This is a genomic window from Actinomadura fibrosa, assembly GCF_900659615.1.
GTDB lineage: Bacteria > Actinomycetota > Actinomycetes > Streptosporangiales > Streptosporangiaceae > Spirillospora > Spirillospora fibrosa.
On sequence record NZ_CAACUY010000081.1, the window covers coordinates 16,364 to 34,882 of the forward strand.

The 18,519-nt window shown below is 73.6% G+C and carries 18 protein-coding genes and 1 pseudogene; 9 read left to right on the plus strand and 10 right to left on the minus strand.

Features of this window, described 5'->3' with window-relative positions:
- Window positions 1-105: 105 nt before the first annotated feature.
- A complete protein-coding gene (locus tag E1300_RS25180; RefSeq protein WP_131759534.1) occupies window positions 106-1,791 on the plus strand; it encodes an alkaline phosphatase D family protein in 1,686 nt (561 codons plus the stop codon).
- A gap of 116 nt (window positions 1,792-1,907) precedes the next feature.
- On the opposite strand, the gene E1300_RS25185 is transcribed toward E1300_RS25180, so the two are convergent.
- Window positions 1,908-2,999: an ATP-dependent DNA ligase gene (locus E1300_RS25185; RefSeq protein WP_131759535.1), complete on the minus strand. Its 1,092-nt coding sequence runs from the start codon at window positions 2,997-2,999 to the stop codon at window positions 1,908-1,910.
- Between the two features lie 114 nt (window positions 3,000-3,113).
- Complete coding sequence (locus tag E1300_RS25190) at window positions 3,114-3,839, minus strand: pyrimidine reductase family protein (protein WP_131759536.1); 726 nt, start codon at window positions 3,837-3,839, stop codon at window positions 3,114-3,116.
- A gap of 178 nt (window positions 3,840-4,017) precedes the next feature.
- On the opposite strand from E1300_RS25190, the gene E1300_RS25195 reads away from it, so the two are divergent.
- Window positions 4,018-4,419 carry a hypothetical protein gene (locus tag E1300_RS25195; RefSeq protein WP_131759537.1) on the plus strand — a complete coding sequence of 134 codons (402 nt, stop codon included), beginning with the start codon at window positions 4,018-4,020 and terminating at the stop codon, window positions 4,417-4,419.
- A 15-nt stretch (window positions 4,420-4,434) separates the two neighbouring features.
- Here the strand turns inward: E1300_RS25195 and glgX are convergent, their stop codons facing one another.
- The 3 genes from glgX to E1300_RS25210 form a co-directional block, all read right to left on the minus strand.
- The gene (gene glgX / locus E1300_RS25200) at window positions 4,435-6,528 is read right to left on the minus strand and encodes a glycogen debranching protein GlgX (protein WP_131759538.1); all 2,094 of its coding nucleotides are present in this window, start codon (window positions 6,526-6,528) and stop codon (window positions 4,435-4,437) included.
- A gap of 137 nt (window positions 6,529-6,665) precedes the next feature.
- Complete coding sequence (locus tag E1300_RS25205; protein ID WP_131759539.1) at window positions 6,666-7,250, minus strand: GNAT family N-acetyltransferase; 585 nt, start codon at window positions 7,248-7,250, stop codon at window positions 6,666-6,668.
- 41 nt (window positions 7,251-7,291) lie between these two features.
- Window positions 7,292-7,840 (minus strand): DUF4262 domain-containing protein, encoded by a 549-nt coding sequence (locus E1300_RS25210; RefSeq protein ID WP_131759540.1) that lies wholly within the window; start codon window positions 7,838-7,840, stop codon window positions 7,292-7,294.
- Window positions 7,841-8,029: 189 nt separating this feature from the next.
- Here E1300_RS25210 and E1300_RS25215 point away from each other — a divergent pair, with 189 nt between their 5' ends.
- Window positions 8,030-8,518, plus strand: coding sequence for a hypothetical protein (locus E1300_RS25215; RefSeq protein WP_131759541.1), 489 nt, complete (start codon window positions 8,030-8,032; stop codon window positions 8,516-8,518).
- A gap of 207 nt (window positions 8,519-8,725) precedes the next feature.
- Here E1300_RS25215 and E1300_RS25220 read toward each other — a convergent pair whose 3' ends face one another.
- From E1300_RS25220 to E1300_RS25235, 4 genes are all read right to left on the minus strand, one after another.
- Complete coding sequence (locus E1300_RS25220) at window positions 8,726-8,905, minus strand: hypothetical protein (RefSeq protein WP_131759542.1); 180 nt, start codon at window positions 8,903-8,905, stop codon at window positions 8,726-8,728.
- Between the two features lie 171 nt (window positions 8,906-9,076).
- Window positions 9,077-9,499, minus strand: a complete 423-nt coding sequence (locus E1300_RS25225) for a hypothetical protein (RefSeq protein ID WP_131759543.1) — start codon at window positions 9,497-9,499, stop codon at window positions 9,077-9,079.
- A 20-nt stretch (window positions 9,500-9,519) separates the two neighbouring features.
- The gene (locus E1300_RS25230; RefSeq protein WP_131759544.1) at window positions 9,520-11,367 is read right to left on the minus strand and encodes an alpha/beta fold hydrolase; all 1,848 of its coding nucleotides are present in this window, start codon (window positions 11,365-11,367) and stop codon (window positions 9,520-9,522) included.
- A 73-nt stretch (window positions 11,368-11,440) separates the two neighbouring features.
- Window positions 11,441-12,016, minus strand: coding sequence for a TetR/AcrR family transcriptional regulator (locus E1300_RS25235; protein WP_131759545.1), 576 nt, complete (start codon window positions 12,014-12,016; stop codon window positions 11,441-11,443).
- Window positions 12,017-12,216: 200 nt separating this feature from the next.
- Here E1300_RS25235 and E1300_RS25240 point away from each other — a divergent pair, with 200 nt between their 5' ends.
- From E1300_RS25240 to E1300_RS25250, 3 genes and pseudogenes are all read left to right on the plus strand, one after another.
- Window positions 12,217-13,278, plus strand: a complete 1,062-nt coding sequence (locus E1300_RS25240) for an iron-containing redox enzyme family protein (RefSeq protein WP_370785180.1) — start codon at window positions 12,217-12,219, stop codon at window positions 13,276-13,278.
- A gap of 43 nt (window positions 13,279-13,321) precedes the next feature.
- Window positions 13,322-14,014 (plus strand): HemK2/MTQ2 family protein methyltransferase, encoded by a 693-nt coding sequence (locus E1300_RS25245; protein ID WP_131759546.1) that lies wholly within the window; start codon window positions 13,322-13,324, stop codon window positions 14,012-14,014.
- A pseudogene (locus E1300_RS25250) lies at window positions 13,989-14,216 on the plus strand (CDGSH iron-sulfur domain-containing protein); the annotation flags it as partial. The gene E1300_RS25245 and the pseudogene E1300_RS25250, both read left to right, overlap by 26 nt.
- Window positions 14,217-14,385: 169 nt before the next feature.
- Here E1300_RS25250 and E1300_RS25255 read toward each other — a convergent pair.
- Window positions 14,386-14,694, minus strand: a complete 309-nt coding sequence (locus E1300_RS25255) for a helix-turn-helix transcriptional regulator (protein WP_131759548.1) — start codon at window positions 14,692-14,694, stop codon at window positions 14,386-14,388.
- 132 nt (window positions 14,695-14,826) lie between these two features.
- Here E1300_RS25255 and E1300_RS25260 point away from each other — a divergent pair, with 132 nt between their 5' ends.
- The 3 genes from E1300_RS25260 to E1300_RS50315 all read left to right on the plus strand — a co-directional run.
- Complete coding sequence (locus E1300_RS25260; RefSeq protein WP_131759549.1) at window positions 14,827-15,309, plus strand: STAS domain-containing protein; 483 nt, start codon at window positions 14,827-14,829, stop codon at window positions 15,307-15,309.
- A gap of 732 nt (window positions 15,310-16,041) precedes the next feature.
- The gene (locus tag E1300_RS25265; protein WP_165502987.1) at window positions 16,042-17,532 is read left to right on the plus strand and encodes an FAD-binding oxidoreductase; all 1,491 of its coding nucleotides are present in this window, start codon (window positions 16,042-16,044) and stop codon (window positions 17,530-17,532) included.
- 499 nt (window positions 17,533-18,031) lie between these two features.
- The coding region (locus E1300_RS50315) for a hypothetical protein (RefSeq protein ID WP_207399945.1) at window positions 18,032-18,519 on the plus strand (488 nt) is incomplete at its 3' end.

Sequence of the window (18,519 nt, forward strand, 5' to 3'; positions counted from 1 at the left end):
ATCGTTCCTGTTGCGGCTGCCGTCACCCGCGCGGTGCCTGCCGTCCACCGGCCGGGGCGAGGCTGTCCGGCGATCATGCTCGGACACCCGAAAGGTCGCGCATCCATGGCGGACACCGCACGCCTGCTCAACCGCAGGTCCTTCCTCGTCACCAGCGGACTGGCGGTCGGCACGGCCTACGCCGCGGCCGGCGCGCCCGCCGCCTCGGCCGCCCCGGCACCGCGGGGGCGCGCCCTGCCCGGCGACCCCTTCACGCTCGGCGTGGCGTCCGGCGACCCCGCCGCCGACGGATTCGTGCTCTGGACGCGGCTCGCGCTGAACCCGCACGCCGAGGACGGGCTCGGCGGCATGCCGTCCCGGATCGTCCCCGTCCGCTGGGAGGTCGCGTCCGACGAGCGGTTCCGCCGCATCGAGCGGCGCGGCACCGCCGCCGCCCGCCCCGAGTCCGCGCACTCGGTCCACGTCGAGCTGAGCGGCCTGCGCTCCGGGCGCCACTACTGGTACCGCTTCCGCGTGGACGACCACATCTCGCCGGTCGGCCGGACGGGCACCACCCCCCGCGCCGATACCTTCGGCTCCGCCCTGGCGATGGGCTTCGTGTCGTGCTCCCAGTTCGAGCACGGCTACTTCACCGCCTACCGGAGGCTCGCCGAGGAGCACCCCGACCTGATCCTCCACCTGGGCGACTACCAGTACGAGTACAAGAAGGGCGTCTACGTCATCACCGGCGGGAACCCCCGCGACCACGAGGGCCCCGAGACCGTCACGCTGGCGAACTACCGGCTGCGGCACGCCCAGTACAAGGCCGACGCCGACCTCCAGGCCGCGCACAGCGTCGCCCCCTGGCTCGTCGTCTTCGACGACCACGAGGTCGAGAACAACTGGGCGGGCTACATCCCCGAGGACGGCTCGGACACCCCCACCTACGACCAGTTCCGCGCCCGGCGCGCCGCCGCGTTCCAGGCGTACTACGAGAACATGCCGCTGCGCCGCCGCTCCATCCCGAAGGGCCCGGACATCCAGGTGTACCGGCGCGTCCAGTGGGGCAGGCTCGCCAACTTCCACATGCTCGACACGCGGCAGTTCCGCGACGACCAGGCCTGCGGCGACGGCAACAAGGTCTGCCCGGACGCCGCGAACCCGGCCCGCACCATCACCGGCCCCGCCCAGGAGAAGTGGCTGCTCGACGGCTTCCGCCGCTCCCGCGCCCGCTGGGACGTCATCGGCCAGCAGGTGTTCTTCGCCCAGCGCGACAGCGACGCCGGTCCCGTCAAGAAGACCTCCCAGGACGCCTGGGACGGCTACGTCGCCTCCCGCGACCGCATCACCAAGGGCTGGGTGGACGCCAAGGTCCGCAACGCCGTCGTCCTCACCGGTGACGTCCACGCCCACTGGGCGAGCGACCTCAAGGCGAACTACGACGACCCGGACTCGAAGACGGTCGGCGCGGAGCTCGTGTGCACCTCCATCACGAGCACCGGCGACGGCGCCGACTCCAACCCCGCCGACCACCCCTACCTGAAGATCAACCCGCATCTGCGCTTCTACAACAACCAGCGCGGCTACGTGCTCACCAAGATCGGCAAGGACGAGATGCGCGCCGACTTCAAGACGGTGCCGTTCGTCCGCACGCCCGGCGCCGCGGTCTCGACCAAGGCGACGTTCGTCATCGAGGACCGGGTGCCCGGCCTCAGGCAGACGTACCTGCGGCCCTACAGCGCGCCGAAGATCGCCTCGCTGTCGGACGAGTCCGTGATCGAGCAGACGATCCGCAACGAGACCCAGCCCTGACCGCCGCGGCCCGGTGCCGGACGCGGCACGGCACCGGGCCGGGCGCGCGGGCCGCACGGCCCGCGACACGATTGGATCATGACATGCCGGGGCCCGCCGGAGCCGCCCCCGGCAGGTCAGTGGTCGGCGCGGGGCTTCGTGGCGGAACCGTCGAGGATGTCGTCCAGGTCGTAGGCGACGGGGACCTCAAGCTGCTCGTAGCCGCAGGACTCGGGCGTGCGGTCGGGACGCCAGTTCCGGAACCGCGCCGTGTGCCGGAACCGGGCGCCCTCCATCGCCTCGTACGCCACCTCGACGACCAGCTCGGGCCGCAGCGCCACCCAGCTCAGGTCCTTCTTGCCGGTCCACCGGGAGATCGCCCCGGGCATCCGGTCGGCCGTCGCCTCCGTCTGCCGCGCCCACTCCGACCACGGGTGGCCGTCGTAGCTGTCCATCCGGTAGGGCTTCAGCTCGTCCACCAGCTCGGCGCGCCGCTTCATGCTGAACGACGCCGCGACGCCCACGTGCTGGAGCTTGCCCTCGGAGTTGTAGAGCCCGAGCAGCAGCGACCCGACGATCGGCCCGGACTTGTGCCACCGGAAGCCCGCCACCACGCAGTCGGCGGTGCGCTCGTGCTTGACCTTGAACAGGGCCCGCTTGTCCGGCTCGTACGGGATGTCGCGCGGCTTGGCGACCACGCCGTCGAGCCCGGCGCCCTCGAACTCGTCGAACCAGCGCAGCGCCAGCTCGTAGGAGTCGGACGCGGGCGTCACGTGGATCGGTGCCCGCACCCCCGCGAGGGTCTCGACCAGGCGCCGCCGCCGCTCGCCGAGCGGCACCTCCATCAGCGACTCGTCGCCGAGGGCCACCAGGTCGAACGCCACGAACGAGGCGGGCGTCTCCTCCGCCAGCAGCTTGATCCGCGACGCCGCCGGGTGGATGCGCTGCTGGAGGTACTCGAAGTCGAGCCGCGTGCCCCGGCGCAGCACGATCTCGCCGTCCACGACGCACCGGTCGGGCAGCTCCCGCCTCACCGCCTCGACCAGCTCGGGGAAGTACCGGGTCAGCGGCTTCTCGCCGCGGCTGGACAGCTCCACCTCGTCGCCGTCGCGGAACACGACGCAGCGGAAGCCGTCCCACTTGGGCTCGTACAGCAGATCGCCCCGGGGCATGGTCTTGACGGCCTTGGCGAGCATCGGCGGCAGCGGCGGACTGATCGGCAGGTCCATGCCCCTATCTTGCGCCCCGGCACCGACATTCGGACACGCCGGGGCGGCGGGAACGGGACGAGGACGCCCTGCTCGTCCGCCCGGACCGGCTCGTGCCGCCGTTCCGCTCGTCCGCTACGTGTCGCGACGCGTGTAGCGCAGGAACAGGAAGTCGTCGTCGTCCTGCAGGACGTGGGCGAGCGCCATGTCCGGCGGGACGGGCACCGGAGGGCCGTTGAGGATGCGGACGGGATGCCCCGCGAGCAGTTGCGGGCTCAGCGTCAGGCACAGCTCGTCCAGCAGCCCGTCCGCGACGAGCTGGGCGAGCACCGCGGGACCGCCCTCGCAGAGCAGCCGCCGGTGCCCGCGCTCCTCCAGTTGCCGGATCGCGGACCGGAAGTCGAGCGCGTCCTCCCCGGCGACGATCACGTCGGCGCGCTCCCGGGCCGCCTTCAGCCGGGCGGGATCGGCCACGGCGGCCGTCAGCACGATCGTCCGGGACGTCGCCTCGGTGAACAGGGGGCTGTCGAAGTCGAGGTCGAGGGTCCGCGACACGACGGCCAGCGGCGGGACGCGCGGGCGCCCGTCCCGCACCCCGTCCCAGCCCTTGCTCCGGCGGACGGGGCCGTAGCCCTCGGCCCGCACCGTCCCCGCCCCCGCGATGACCACGTCCGCGAGCCCGCGGAGCAGCAGGAACAGGTGCCGGTCGGAGGGGTTGCCCAGGCCGCCGCTGCGCTCGTCGCGCTGCGCCGCGCCGTCCAGGCTGGCGACCATGTTCGCCCGCAGCCAGGTGACGTCCGGGGGATAGGCGTAGCTCTCGACGAGGTCGACCGGTTCGGGAGCGGGAGTGAGAGTGCGCATAGGGATCTCAAGTTACTGCACGCGGCGCCGTGACCACGGCCGCCGTGAGGCCGCCGGATCGCCGCTCACCGACCCCTGCCCGCCGCCCATCGGGCAATCTCCGCGAACCCGCCATGGCCGCGCGCCGGAGGGGTGACACTGGCGGGAGGGGACGAGGATCGCGCCGAAGGGAGCGGGGGTGGCGGTCGCCGCACTGGTCGCGTGGGTCGTCACCGCGGCCGCGGGCGCCTACCTGCTGGCCGCCTGGTCGGCGAACGGCGGCCCGTCGACGAAGGTGACGCGGTTCCCGGCCCTCGTCGTGGCGGGGCACCCCCTCACGGCCGCCCTCGGGCTCGCCGTCTGGATCGCGCACCTCGCCACCGGCGCCGCCGGCTACGCCTGGGGCGCCTTCGCCGCCCTCCTGGTGATCATCTTCCAGGGGTTCCTGCTGCTGACCCGCTGGCTCGTCGGACGGGGCGGCCGGCACGCGCGAGGCGCCGGGCAGGCGTTCCCCGGCACCGCCATGGCCGTGCACGGCCTGGTCGCCGTCCTGACCTTCGTGCTCGTGTTCCTGACCGCCATCAAGGCGGGCCGCCCCTGACCGCAGGAGACACGGTCAGGGCAGGCGGCGCAGCACCGCCAGCGAGCGGTCGGGCAGGGGCACGACGTCGCGCGCCTTGACGCGCGGCCGCTCGCCCACCGCGCCCGGATCGGCCGTGTCGAGCACGAACTCCCAGCGCTCGCCGTAGTCGCCGCCGGGCAGCGTGAACTCCACCGCCTCCGAGCCCGCGTTCACCAGCAGGAGGAACGAGTCGTCGCGGACGCGGCGCCCGCGCTGGTCGGGTTCGGTGATCGCCTCGCCGTTGAGGAACGCGCCCAGCGACTTCGCGTACCCGGCGTTCCAGTCGTGGTCGGTCATCGTCTCCCCGGCCGGGGTCAGCCACGCGATGTCGGCGGCGGCGCCCGTCCCGCGTCCCGTGAAGAACCGGCGGCGCCGGAACACCGGGTGGTCGTGCCGCAGCCGGGACAGCATGGACACGAACTCCACGTCGCCGTAGTCGTCCCAGTGCACCCAGGCGAGCTCGTTGTCCTGGCAGTAGGCGTTGTTGTTGCCCCTCTGCGTCCGTCCCATCTCGTCGCCGTGCGACAGCATCGGCACGCCCTGCGACAGGAACAGCGTGGCCAGGAAGTTGCGGCGCTGCCGTGCCCGCAGGGCCAGCACGGCGGGATCGCGGGTGACGCCCTCGAAGCCGCAGTTCCACGACCGGTTGTCGTCGGTGCCGTCCCGGTTGGCCTCGCCGTTGGCGTCGTTGTGCTTGTGGTCGTAGGACACGAGGTCCTGCAAGGTGAAGCCGTCGTGGCACGTCACGAAGTTGATGGACGCGAACGGCCGCCGCGAGCTGTGCTCGTACAGATCCGACGAGCCCGTCAGCCGGGACGCGAACTCCGGCATCGTCGCGTACGACCCGCGCCAGAAGTCGCGGACGGTGTCGCGGTACTTGCCGTTCCACTCCGTCCACAGCGGCGGGAAGTTGCCGACCTGGTAGCCGCCCTCGCCGACGTCCCACGGCTCGGCGATCAGCTTCACCTGCGACACCACCGGGTCCTGCTGGACGAGGTCGAAGAACGCCGCCAGCCGGTCGACGTCGTGCAACTCCCGCGCCAGCGCCGACGCCAGGTCGAACCGGAACCCGTCGACGTGCATCTCCAGGATCCAGTAGCGCAGCGAGTCCATGATGAGCTGGAGCGCGTGCGGGTTGCGGACGTTCAGCGAGTTCCCGCAGCCGGTGTAGTCGAGGTGGTAGCGCTTGTCGTCGTCGCGCAGCCGGTAGTACGAGGCGTTGTCGATGCCCCGGAACGACAGCGTCGGACCGAGGTGGTCGCCCTCCGCCGTGTGGTTGTAGACGACGTCGAGGATCACCTCGATGCCCGCCGCGTGGAGCGCGCGGACCATCGCCTTGAACTCCAGGACCTGCTCCCCGGACTGCCCGGACGAGCTGTAGGCGTTGTGCGGCGCCAGGAACCCGATCGTGTTGTAGCCCCAGTAGTTGGACAGCCCCCGCGCCACCAGCGCGTGCTCCGGGATCGACTGGTGCACCGGCATGAGCTCCACCGCGGTGACGCCGAGGTCGAGCAGATGGTCGACCATCACCGGATGCGCGAGCCCCGCGTACGTGCCGCGCTGCTCCTCCGGGATGCCGGGATGCAGCCGGGTGAGGCCCTTCACGTGCGCCTCGTAGATGACGCTCTCGTGGTACGGGACGCGCGGCGGCCGGTCGTCGCCCCAGTCGAAGAACGGGTTGATCACCACGTTCTTCGGCATGTGCGGGGCGCTGTCGTCCTCGTTCGGCGCGTCCGGGTCGGCGAACCGGTAGGAGAACAGCGACTCGTGCCAGCGCACCTCCCCCTCCATGGCCTTGCCGTAGGGGTCGAGCAGCAGCTTCGCCGGGTTGCACCGGTGGCCCTCGCGCGGGTCGAACGGCCCGTGCACGCGGTACCCGTACCGCTGGCCCGGACCGACGCCCGGCACGTAGCCGTGCCAGACGAACCCGTCCACCTCGGGCAGCTCGCGCCGCACCTCGGTGCCGTCGGCGTCGAACAGGCACAGCTCCACGCGCCGCGCCACCTCCGAGAACAGCGCGAAGTTCGTGCCGGTGCCGTCCCAGGTCGCGCCCAGCGGGTACGGATCCCCGGGCCAGACCTCCCGCATGTGCTCCCCTCCCGGTGCCGGATCGTCCCGCCTGCCCGCGGGTGCGGACCCGTCGATTGTGGCCTACCCGCTTTCGTGCCCGCGCCCGCTTCGGCGTCCGATTCCGCTTCCGTACCGTTACCGCCGCGGCCGGGACGTCATGGCGCCGCCTCGCCGCGGGGGAGGCGCCAGACGGTCTCGTCGTCCGCCGTCTCGGCGGTGGGGCGCAGTCCGAGCTTGCCCGCGACCGCCGCGGACGCCAGGTTGTCCGGGTGAATGGCCGCGACGATGTCGCCGGCGCCGTGCGCGAGCAGCCAGTCCACCAGCGCGCGGGCAGCCTCCGTCGCGAAGCCGAAACCCTGGTACGGCATGCCGATGACCCAGGCGACCGAGGCGATGGTGCGCGGCGGCGACGGCGTGACGGTGGACCCCTCCGCCGCGGCCGCCACGGTGAACCCCGGCTGCGCCGGCGTCACCGTCGCCTGGACGTAGCCGACGGCCTGCCCGTCCCGGGCGCGGCGCACGACCCAGTTCAGCCAGACCTCCTGGTGGAAGGGCGCCGGGCCCGCCACCAGGTGCTCGTAGCGGGCGCGCAGCTCGTCCGCGCTGAGCGGCTCCCCGCCGATGAACCGGTGCAGGCGCGGATCGTCCAGCACCACCGCCATCTCGTCGGCGTGGTGGACGGCCAGCGGCTCCAGGACGAGGCGCTGGGTCCGGATGGTCTCGGCGATCGGCCCGAACACCCGCCCGATCCTATGCCCCGCCCGGCGTCCCGGCGCGGCCCTTACAGGCGGCGCGTCCAGACCCCGGGCGTGTGCTGCGACGGCGCGAGCCACAGCCACGGCTGGGAGTGCCGGAAGGGCAGGTCGGTGCCGGGCTGCCACGGGAACAGCCCCTCCGCGTTGGGCCGGACGACCTGGAGGAACGGCAGCGGCGGCCGCCGGTAGAACGCGACGGCGCCGCCGAAGAACGTGTCGTACCAGCGGACGTCGACGGTGCGGAACGCGGCCTGCTGCCCCCGGACGATCCCGTCGCGGCGCTCGCCGTCGGCGGGCCCCCGCCCCTCCGCGGCCTGCCGCCCGAGCGCGTTGAGGGACTCCTCCATCTCGTAGACGTCCCCGCCGAACATCGCCAGCTCGGCGGACCGATGGCTGTGCCACAGCCCGATCGTGTACGCCCACCCGGGCACGTCGGCGTTCGGATGCACGAGGACGACGCTCCACCCGTACTGGCTGATGTGCACGATCGTGCGGAGCTGGAAATTGTCCAGACGGTCGCGGTCGCCGTAGTCGTGGCAGAGCACGCACGGGCAGGAGGGACGGCCGTCGGACATGGCCTTCAGCTTACGATCTAATCGCGTCCCCGGTTCCGCCCGCGCACCGCCGCACCGTCCGCCGGACGCCGCGCGCGTCTCCGGCACGACCGGTTCCGGACGCGACTCCGCCCGCATTCCCGAAGCAGCGTTCTGTGTCGTACCCGTGGCGTAGCGTAGGCGGCTGAGGATCCGGACGTCGGAGGGGGGATGTTCATGGCGTGCGACGGCGGCGCGCGGGCGCGGGACGACGAGGTCGGGGCGATGGCGCGGGACGCGGTCGCGGCCGTCCGCGGCGAGCGGTGGCGCGACCACGCGCTCCGCTCGGCGGAGCGGGCGGTCGCCGACCAGTGGCTCGGGCATCTCCGCGACCGGCTGCGCACCGGCTTCACCGGCTGGCAGGAGGTCCGCAAGGAGCGCGACCTCGCGCGGCGCCTGCTCGGCGAGGCCGAAGCCGAGGGCGACGACGCGCGCACCGCCTCGCTGCTCCCGTGGGTGCGGCGCGCGACGGACGCCGAGTGGGCCGAGCGCCGCCACTACCGCGAGATCGCCGACGCGGTCGTCGCCGAGGCCTGCCGCGTCCGCGCGGCGATCGTCGAGATGAACCGCGAGCACCTCGCCGAAATGGAGGAGGCGCGAACGGCCCTGGAACGAGCCGTAGACCGAGCCCTGAACCTCCCCACCGACGAAACCCCCTAACCACCCACCCCACTCACCCCGCGCCGGACGACCGGGCATGGCCCGTCGGAACGCGCGGGGCGTGTGTGCGGGCGGGCGGGGTGTTCGGTGCGTGGGCTCTGGTTTTACGCGGGGTGTTTGTGCGTGTGGGGCGTTCTTTGGCCGTCGGCGGCGGAGGTGTTTCCGCTGCCGACGGCCGGTGTCCGCCGACGTGGTCGGTGGGCGTTGCTACTCGTCTTGGGTGGGGGGTTGCGGGGGCGGCGTGTCCTCCTGGCAGAGGACGCTCAGGGTGCCGCACGGGGTGGGCGCTGCGGCGGTCTTGTCCGGCGGTGCTGCGGCGGGCAGCGCCAGCGTGGTGCCCGCGGCGGCCATGACCACCGACGTGGCGCGGACGAGGCTCATCATCATCACGAACTCCTGTCTGCAACGATGGGAACACAGACAGCGTGCGGCATGGTCCGTCCCGCGCTGAAGAACCGCCGCGGTCGGCTTCGGTGACGGTGAGGTAGGCGCCACGTCACCGATCCCTCACCGGAAGCGCACCCGGGCCGCGCGCGGCGGCCGGAACGCCGGCCTCGGTCAGTGGGCGAGGCGGACGCCCGCCTGGCAGGCCTCCATGAACGCCTGCTTGCCCGCGGGGAACGACCCGCCTCCGTCGATGCCCGACTTGTACGACCTGGGGCAGAAGTCGGACGGGAGCCTCCCGGAGACCGCGGCCATCCCCGCCGCCATCTCGATCATGGTCTTGCGGGTGTACTTCTTGCCGCTCGGATCGATCATGATGATCTCCGAGCCGGTCACCTTGGGGTCTTTCGTCCGGATTCCGCTGGGCAGAGCCGACGGGGCGGGCGTCCCGGGCGAGGCCGGTGCCGAGCTCCCGGACGGGCTCGCCGCGGCGGGCGAGGCGCTGGACGCGGCGGGCTCCTTGTCATCGTCGCAGGCCGCGGCGCCCAGCGACGCGAGGCCCAGCGCGGCGGCCAGGAGGGTCGTCGACGTCCTCACCGCTGCCTCCCCGGGGATGATCAGAAACCCGGACGGACCCTAGCAGACCCCGGGTCCGGGGAGTGCAGGTCAGGCCGCTGGAGGAGCGCGGCGATCGCGTCCGGGTGGGTGAGCTGCGGGTAGTGCCCGGCGCCCGGGACGGTCGTCACGGCGGCGCGGCCGGGGTCGCCGATCAGCGGGTCGCGGTCTCCGGCCGCGATGTGGACGGGCACCGCCGCCGTTTCGAGCAGGGCGTGGAGATTGGCGCGCTCGGCGGGACGGCCGACGTCCTGGAGCAGGCGGGCCGTGCGGCGGGCGACGCCGGGGCGGCGCAATTGGGCGGCGGCGCTCGCGATGGATCGGCGGGCCCCGTCCGGCGGAGCGGCGCCGAGGAGCGAGGCGGCGAGCCGTCCGGCGGGGATCCGCTTGAGGAGCGGAGCGGCGAGCACGGGCGTGCGCAGGACCCTCGGCGCCGCCTGCTGGAGGAAGAAGGGGGAGACCAGGACCAGTGCCGCGACCCGGTCGGGATGGGCGGCGGCGTAGCGGAGCGCCGGGGCGGCGGCCGCCGAGTGGGCGACGATGACCGGCCGCGTCCGGACGGGCGCCAGCAGCTCGGCGAGCCATTCGGCGGACGTGGCCGCCGCGGGGGAGGAGCGGCCGAGTCCCGGCAGGTCGGGGACGAGTGCGGGCGTCCCGTCCAGCGCGGTGAGCAGTCCCTGCCACGACTCGCCGTCGAGGGGAAGGCCGTGCAGGAGGACGAACCGGGGTGCCGTCCCCTCGCCGGCGACGTAGGTACGGGACCCGGCGACGTCGCGGAAGGCGCCTGGAAGCACGGCTGGGTTCGCGCCGAAGCCGTCCGCCACCAGCCGGTCGGCCCAGCGGCGCAGGACGTCCTCGACGGGAGGGTGCCGGAGCCCCGCCGCGTCGGCGACCGCGTCGGCCGAGGCCGTGTCGTAGCGGTCGTCGGTCAGGAAGGTCAGGGTCTCGGGGTCGGCGCCGGTCAGCGCCCTGGGCAGGCGGCGGACGGCGCCGACCGGCACGAGGGCCCGCGGCGGGCGCACGCCCAGGTGCCGTGCCAGCAGGCGGACGAGGTCGGGCAGCTCCGGGGTGTCCTCGTCCAGCACCCAGTGCAGGCCGCCGGGCTCCGGGTCGTGCTCGGAGATCGCGGCCATGAACCTCGCGAGATGGTCCACGGCCACCACGGGCACGAACGTTCGGGCATTTCCGGGCAGTACCGGCAGACGGCCTCTCCACAGATCGTGGACGAGCTCCGCGAGCCCGATGTACTGGCCCGCCTCGCCCGTGGTCGAGTCGCCGACGACGCTGCTCGGGTTCACCACGGTCAGCGGCACGTCCAGCCGCGCGGCGACGGCCCGTACGGCCGCGTCCCCCTCGGCCTTGGAGCCCTCGTAGGCCCCGCCGTCCCGGTAGAGCCGCTCGGCGTCCGCCTCCGGGAGCGGGTACCGCGCCGGCAGGGCCGAGCCGACCCGGTAGCCGGACACGTGGACCAGCCTGCGGAGACCCGGCCGCGCCGCCGCCCACCGCACGACGTGGACGGCTCCTTCGACGTTGGCGGCTCTGGCCTCGTCCCGCCGCATCCCGAACCGGTAGACGGCCGCGATGTTGAAGACGTCCCGCACCTCCGCGAGCCGTTCGTCGTCGGCCGGATCCAGGCCGAGGTCCGCGCCGGCGGTGAGATCACCGATGACGACCGCGAGCCGGCCGGTGTCCGCGCCGTGCCCGCGCAGCCAGCGGCGCAGCTCGTCCGCCTTCGCAGGCCCGCGGACGACGGCCGCGACCGCCCGTTCTTGCTCCAGCAGATGGAGCACCAGCCACCTGCCCATGAAGCCGGTCGCGCCGAAGACGACGGTGTCGGGACTCTCCTGCATGCGCTCGATCCTCTCTAGACCGATCTACATAATCTGAAGCCGAAAAAAGAAAAGGGCCGCCCCGGCGTCGAGGTCAGCCCCGGTCCAGCAGCGCGGTGAGGCGCCGTCCGGCCTGGTCGAGGGGGACGCGGCTGCGCGCGGCGCGGGCCAGGACCAGTGCCCCCTCGATCAGCGCGAGCGCGGTCGCCGCGAGCTCGTCCGCGTCGTCCGCGCCGTGGCCGTCCGCGCGCAGGACGCCGGCGAGCGACCGCTGCCATCGCGCGTAGATCTCCGCGCAGACGCCCTGGAGGGCGTCGTTGGTCGCGGCGACCTCCAGGGCGACGGTCGCCACGGGGCAGCCCTTGGCGTATCCGGCCGCCACCATCCGGCCGGCGAGCGCCTCCAGGACGGCCGGGATCAGCTCGCGGGCGCCGGACGCCGCCGTGGCCGCCTCCGCGACGATGCCGTCGACCTCCCGTCCTGCCGTTTTGAGCGCCTCGCCGACGAGTTCGTCCTTGCCGCCGGGGAAGTGGTGGTACAGGGAGCCCCGGGGCGCGCCGGCCGCCGCGAGCACCTCGTTGAGGCCCGTGCCGTGGTAGCCCTTCGCCTCCAGCAGCGACCGCGCCGCCTCGATCAGCCGCGCCCGCGTCGCCTCGCCCTTGACCGCCATGGGGACCAAAGTAGACCGGTCTGCATAACGCTGTCCACCCGTCCCGCCCCGGCGGTGATCGGGTGCGCCGGAGCGGCGGACGCGGGGTGAGCTGGGCGGGCGGACGCGGGGTGAGCTGGGCGTTGTGCGTCAAGTCTGCGTATATGCGGCGTTCGGTCGGGTATCGGGAGCGGACGGCCGCTTGAAATCCCGGAGGAAAAGTGATCACTGAGAACGTCGCTCCCGCACCGGCCCGCGTCCCCGCGCGGGGGGCCGTACCGGTGCCGCCCGAGCCCCGCGGGCCGCTGTCGCGGGCCGTCGTCGAGGCCCTGACCGCCGGTCCGCCGCCGTCCGGGCCGCTGCCGGTGAGCGCCGTCGCGTCCGCCGATCCCTATGGCGAGGACCTGCAACTGGCGCTGCACACGTGCTTCGAGCTGCATTACCGGGGCTTCCGCGGGGTCGACGCGGACTGGGAGTGGGATCCGGAGCTGCTGCGGTTCCGCAAGGCGCTGGAGGACACCTTCCTCGCGGCCCTGCGCACGGACGTCGAGGGCGGCGACGACGTCCAGGGCGTCCTGGAGGAGCTGCTGGTCGAGCCGGTGGACGCCGACGGCGTCTCCCACTATCTGCGCGACCGCGGTGAGATGTGGCAGATGCGCGAGTACGCGGCGCTTCGCTCCGTCTACCACCTGAAGGAGGCCGACCCGCACGCCTGGGTGATCCCCCGGCTGCGGGGGCGGTCGAAGGTGGCGCTGGTCGCGGTGGAGTTCGACGAGTTCGGCGGCGGCCGGGCGGACATGATCCACGCCGGACTGTTCGCCGAGCTGCTGGAGGACCTCGGCCTGGACGCCTCCTACGGCGGCCACGTGGAGGCGGCCCCGGCGGTGATGCTCGCGACGGTGAACATGATGTCGCTGTTCGGGCTGCGGCGGTCGCTGCGGGCGGCGATGGTCGGGCACTTCGCGGCGGCCGAGATCACCACGGCGCCGAGCGCGCGGCGGATGGCGCGGGCATTGGAGCGGCTGGACGCGGGCCCCCGCGCCGTGCGGTTCTTCACCGAGCACATCGAGGCGGACGCCGTGCACGAGCAGGTGCTGCGCCGGGACGTGATCGGCGGGCTGCTGGAGGACGAGCCCGAGCTCGCGGGCGACGTGGTCTTCGGCGTCCAGGCCACCGGGCTGCTGGAGGACCGGCTCGGCGCGCACCTGCTGGGGTGCTGGCGGTCGAGCCCGGCGCGCTCGGCGCTGCGGCGCCCCCTGGACGACCTGCCGGAACGTGGTTGAGCCGGAAGTGTTTCTTATGTCGCTTTTGCGGTAGATGAGGCGCATGATGCTGATGAGGCCGCCGGGCGTCTACCGGCCCCAGACCGACACTTCCCTGCTGGTCGAGGTGCTTCGGCAGTCGCTCCCGCCGAGGGCGCGCGTCCTCGAACTGGGCACGGGCACCGGGGCGGTGGCCCTCGCGGCCGCCCGCGCGGGCGCGGCCGAGGTCACCGCCGTGGACATCTCGGGACGCGCCGTGCTCACCGCCCGGCTGAACGCGCTCGTCCGCCGCCTGCCCGTCCGGGTCCGGCGCGGCGACCTGTTCGGCCCCGTGGCCGGCGAGCTCTTCGATGTGATCGTCACCAACCCGCCGTACGTGATCGGATGCGACCCGGCGGCGGTGCAGGGCGGAGCGCGGGCGTGGGAGGCCGGGCCGGACGGGCGGGTGCTGCTGGACCGCATCTGCGCCGAGGCCCCGGCGCACCTCGCGCCCGGCGGGACCCTGCTGATCGTCCAGTCAGCCCTGTGCGGGGTGTCCGCGACGCTGGACGCGCTGAACGGCGCCGGGCTGCGCGCCGCGGTGGTGGCCAACCGGCGCGAGCCGTTCGGCCCCGTCATGCGCGAGCGCGTCGCGGAGCTGGAGGCGCTCGGCGTGGTCCGGCCGGGGCAGCGGCACGAGGAACTGGTCGTCGTCCGCGCCGACCGCGCGGCGGAGCGGGGGAGCCGGGCGGATGCCGCGCAGCAGCGGGCCGCCTGACGGCCGGGAGGCGCGGCGCGCCAGGATCGTCCGGAACGGTCCCGTCCTGGTGGACGGGCCGGTGGAGGTCGAGATGGAGGACGGCACCACGGTCCGCTCCGACCGCTTCGTCGTCGCCCTCTGCACGTGCAGGCGCAGCCACTGCTACCCGTTCTGCGACACCAGCCACCGCCGCCGCGTCCGCACGGACGGCGCCAAGGACGCACGCGGCGACGGCGGCCAGGACGCCCGCGGCGACGGCCCCAAGGACGCCCGCGCGGGCGCACGCGACGGCACGGGGTAGCCCTCGACGCGAGTGGCGGTGCCCAGCCGCCCGCACCTGAACCGGCCCGGGAACGATCGACCGTTCCCGGGCTTTCGCGTGCCGCCGGTCAGGTGTAGGCGTCGCTCCGGGCGAAGAGCTCGATCAGGTCCTGGACGTCGTGGTCGGCCTCGGCGGGGTGGCGGAAGGGCCGGTGGGCGTCGACCGTGTAGGTGTTGCGGCGGCCGACGCGGGTGCGGGTGAGGTACCCGGCCTCCTCCAGATCGCCGATGATCAGTTGCGCGGAGCGCTCGGTGATGCCGATGCGCTGGGCGAGGTCCCGGACCCGCGCGTCGGGGTCACGGGCGATGCCCACCAGCACCCTGGCGTGGTTGGTCAGGAACGTCCACGGCTTGCCGTCCGGCGTGGCTGTCTCCATCCGCCCACCTCGTCACGGTCGGTCCGTCTCGATCACAGACCTATCATACGAGACTTCTTTGGTGAATAATCTTTCGTGTATGCTTCAGGGGCCCGATCCCCACCGGCACGCGACGTCAGGAAGGTGCTCCCCGTGCTCGTGCAGCCCAACGCGCCGCAGTTCACCTCCCGGCCCATCCCCCCGACGTCCGGCGGCACCGCGCCAGGGACCGCCCCGGATCGGACGTCCGAGCACCGGACGCCGGGCGGGCTCGTCGTCGAGACCCGCTCCGAGGGGCCGTTCACCGTCCTGGAGATGACCGGGCGGCTGGAGGCCGACACGGTGCCGACCGCCGAGGCGCGCGTGCTGACCACCGTCGTGCTGGCCTCGGGCCCGCTGCACCTGGCCCTGGACCTGACCGGGATCGAGGCGGTCGACACCGCCGGGGCGAACCTGCTGACCAAGGCCGGCTTCGCCGTCCGCGCCGCCCGTGGCACGTTCCATCTGATCGTCCCCGACTTCGCCCCCGCCCGCGCCGCCGTCGCCCGGCATCTCCTCGGGAACGTCGTCCGGCACAGGCGCGAGCTCACCCTCCCGGCCACGGACACCCACCGGGCATATTCGGCCGCACTCTAGCCACGCGCGGAGCGCAGTCTGCGGCGGTCGGCTTCGAGGCCCGCCTTGGCCGCATCCGCGACTGGCGCCGCCGCACCGGCGAGCCCGCGCAAGGACGCAGGCAGTTGCGCCCACCAACGTCCAGCGCCTTGCCATGCCACCGGTCGGCCCGCAGTGCGGCGCCGGTCATGTAGGACGTGCGGTCACTGAGCCGCCCACGCGGCGGGCTCAGTGCCCCCGGCGAAACCGCTGACACACGCCCGCGCGGCGCCCGAGCCGCCCCCGGCCCGCCGCCAAGCCGCCCCCGGCCCGTCGCCAAGCCGCCGCCGGGCCGTCGCCGAGCCGCCGTCGGGTCGTCGCCGGGCCGCCGCCGGGCCGTGGCCGGGTCGCGGGTGCGCGGTGGGTGGGTGTTGAGGTGGTCGGTGGTGGGGGGAGGCGGTGATGTCGACCGGCCCGTCCCGTTCGTGCCCGGTTCGCGGCCGGTACTGTCCGGTTCGCGCGCGGTGCCGCCGGTTCGAGCTTTACCTTTCCGGGCGATTCCGCATCCGCTCCTGTGGGTCATATAGCTCGCGGGAGCGTTGATCACGCATTTCGTTTCGATTGTGCGTCCGCCTCGCCGTTCGGTATGAACCCCCGTGAACGGCGTTCGGTGATCGGTTCCTCCGCAGTCTCAGGGTCGCTGCGTGCTCAGGCCACAGGACAGAAGGGTGAGATATGCGCGACCGGCGTGATTTCTTACGATGGGGGACACAGTTGTCCGCGGCCGGCCTGGTGACCGGCCTCGCGGGGCAGGGGACGGCCGGTGCCGCGCCGCCGGGCCGCCTGCCCGGCCGCGTCCCGGGCCCGCCGCGGGCCGACGACGCCGACTGGCGGTGGCTGCGGCGGCACCTCAGCCCGAAGGGGCGCCTGTACCGGCCGGGGGAGGAGCCGTTCGAGAAGCTGGCGACCCCGTGGAACCTGCGCTACGCCGACCACAGGCCCGCGGGGATCGTCGCGTGCGCCACGGCGGCGGACGTGCAGGCCGCGGTGCGCTGGGCCCGGACGTGCGGGATGCCGCTGGTGCCGCGGTCGGGCGGCCACAACTACGCCGGCTACTCCACCACGCCCGGGCTGCTGATCAGCCTGCGGCCGATGAACGAGATCGCCCGGCGCGGCGACCGGCTGTGGGTGTGCGGCGGCGCCACCAACGCCGACGTGTTCGAGTCCGGGGCCCGCAAGACGGGCCTGTACGTGCCGGGCGGCCGCTGCATGGGCGTCGGGGTGGCCGGGCTGACGCTCGGCGGCGGGCTCGGCTTCAACGACCGCAAGTGGGGCCTGACCTGCGACCGGCTGGTCGAGACGGAGGTCGTCCTCGCGGACGGCTCGCTGGTGCGGGCGAGCCGCGACGAGTGCTCCGACCTGTTCTGGGCCTGCCGCGGTGGCGCGGGCGGCAACTTCGGCATCAACACCGGGTTCCTGTACGACCCGGTGGACGTGGGCCGGGTGGCCGCGACGGTGTTCGAGATGTCGTTCGCGCTGGAGGAGGGCGTGAAGGTCATGCGCTGCCTCCAGCACCTGCTGGCGGAGGACGATCCCGAGCACGACCTGGACGTCCGGATCGAGTTCGGCAATCCGGGCACCGGGCCGCGTGGCGCCCGGCTCGCCGTGCTCGGCCAGTACCTCGGCGACAAGATGACGCTCTACCGGAGGCTGCAACCGCTGCTGCGGCTGCGGCCGCGGTCGTGCCACATCGGCACGACCGGCTTCTGGGCGGCGCAGAAGCGGCTGTCGATGGTGTCCGAGCACGAGGCCATGACGTCCCGGTCGCTGGTGCCGTGCCGGTGGCTGGACGACGAGGCGGTGTGCGCGATCATCGAGTGGATCCGCGAGTGGCGGCCGGGGCGGCCCGGCAACACCGGCTACGTCACCCTGTTCGCCATGGGCGGCGCGATCGCCGACCTCGCACCGCGCGCCACCGCGTTCCCGCACCGCAAGGCCACGTTCGTCATGGACATCGGCGCGTCGTGGGACAACGCCTGCCCCGACGAGGTCGTGGACGGCCTGCTGGCGCAGACGCGGGCGATGCACCGGTGCCTCAGCCGGCTGCTGGGCACCCGGGCCGCCTACGTCAACTTCCCCGACCCGGATCTGCCCGACTGGCCCACCGCCTACTACGGCGGCAACTACCGGCGGCTGACCCAGGTCAAGAAGCGCTACGACCCCGACTGGGTCTTCCGCTATCCCCAGGGCGTCCGCCCGTACTGACCGGGGGGCCGAGCGGCCGCGCCGTCCGCGGCGCGGCCGCTCGGCACGCGTGTCCGGGTATTGACCCGGCTTTCTCGTCGTTCGGGTAATTCATTCAGCGACGAGTTTTCCATGGTGATTCTTCGCCCCACTGCGCCCGGTTAGCGGGCACCGGCGGATGTCGGACGTGTGCTACCTTCGGCATACAGATCGCTCAACGGGAATCGTGGGCTCGCGATGGAGAACTGTCTTCTGGGAAGGGCGCCCCTCGCCGGGGCATCTTCGACAGTCGCTTCACCGGTGTTCGCCCGGACGCCATTTCCCCGCAAGGCGCCCTTCGCCGGGCCGGCCGGACCTCCGGCGTCCGCCCCGGCGCACTCCTTATGACCTGAGCCGCGGAACCCGCGGCCGTGCCCGCGCGTCGGTCAACGTGCCGCCGGTCGGGCGGCGCGCACCGTTCGTGACCCGGGCAGATCGCCGTCGACCGCCCGGATCCCCCGGCGGCAGGAGGTGGCTGACCATGGAGGTGGCGGGCGTCGGCTTCCGCGTGCTCGGCCGCCTGGCGGTCAGCGCCGGCGGCGGGCCCGTCGCGCCGCCGCGGTCCCCGGTGCTCCAGGGGCTGCTCGGCGCGCTGCTGCTGGCCCGCGGCGAGCCGCTGCCGACGATCCGGCTCGCCGAGCTGGTCTGGCTGGACCGGGAGACGAGCCGCGAGTCGGTCCATGTCGGCGTCTCCCGGCTGCGGAAGTGGCTGGCCCGCCTCGGCTCTACCGCTATGAGCCGGGGAAGGTCTGGACGCCCGAGCAGCTCCGAGCCTTCCTCATCGCTGCTGCGGGGCGACCTCGGCCGGTTCCTGGCCCGCGCCGCCGAGGCGCGGGCGGCGGACGGGCCGGAGCGCCGCCATCGGCTGCTCGCGGCCGCGTTCGCGGAGCGCACCGGGCCGCTGCTCGCCGGTCTCCCGCGGATCGAGCGGACGGACCCGCTCGTGCGCGGCGTCGAGGACGCGATCCG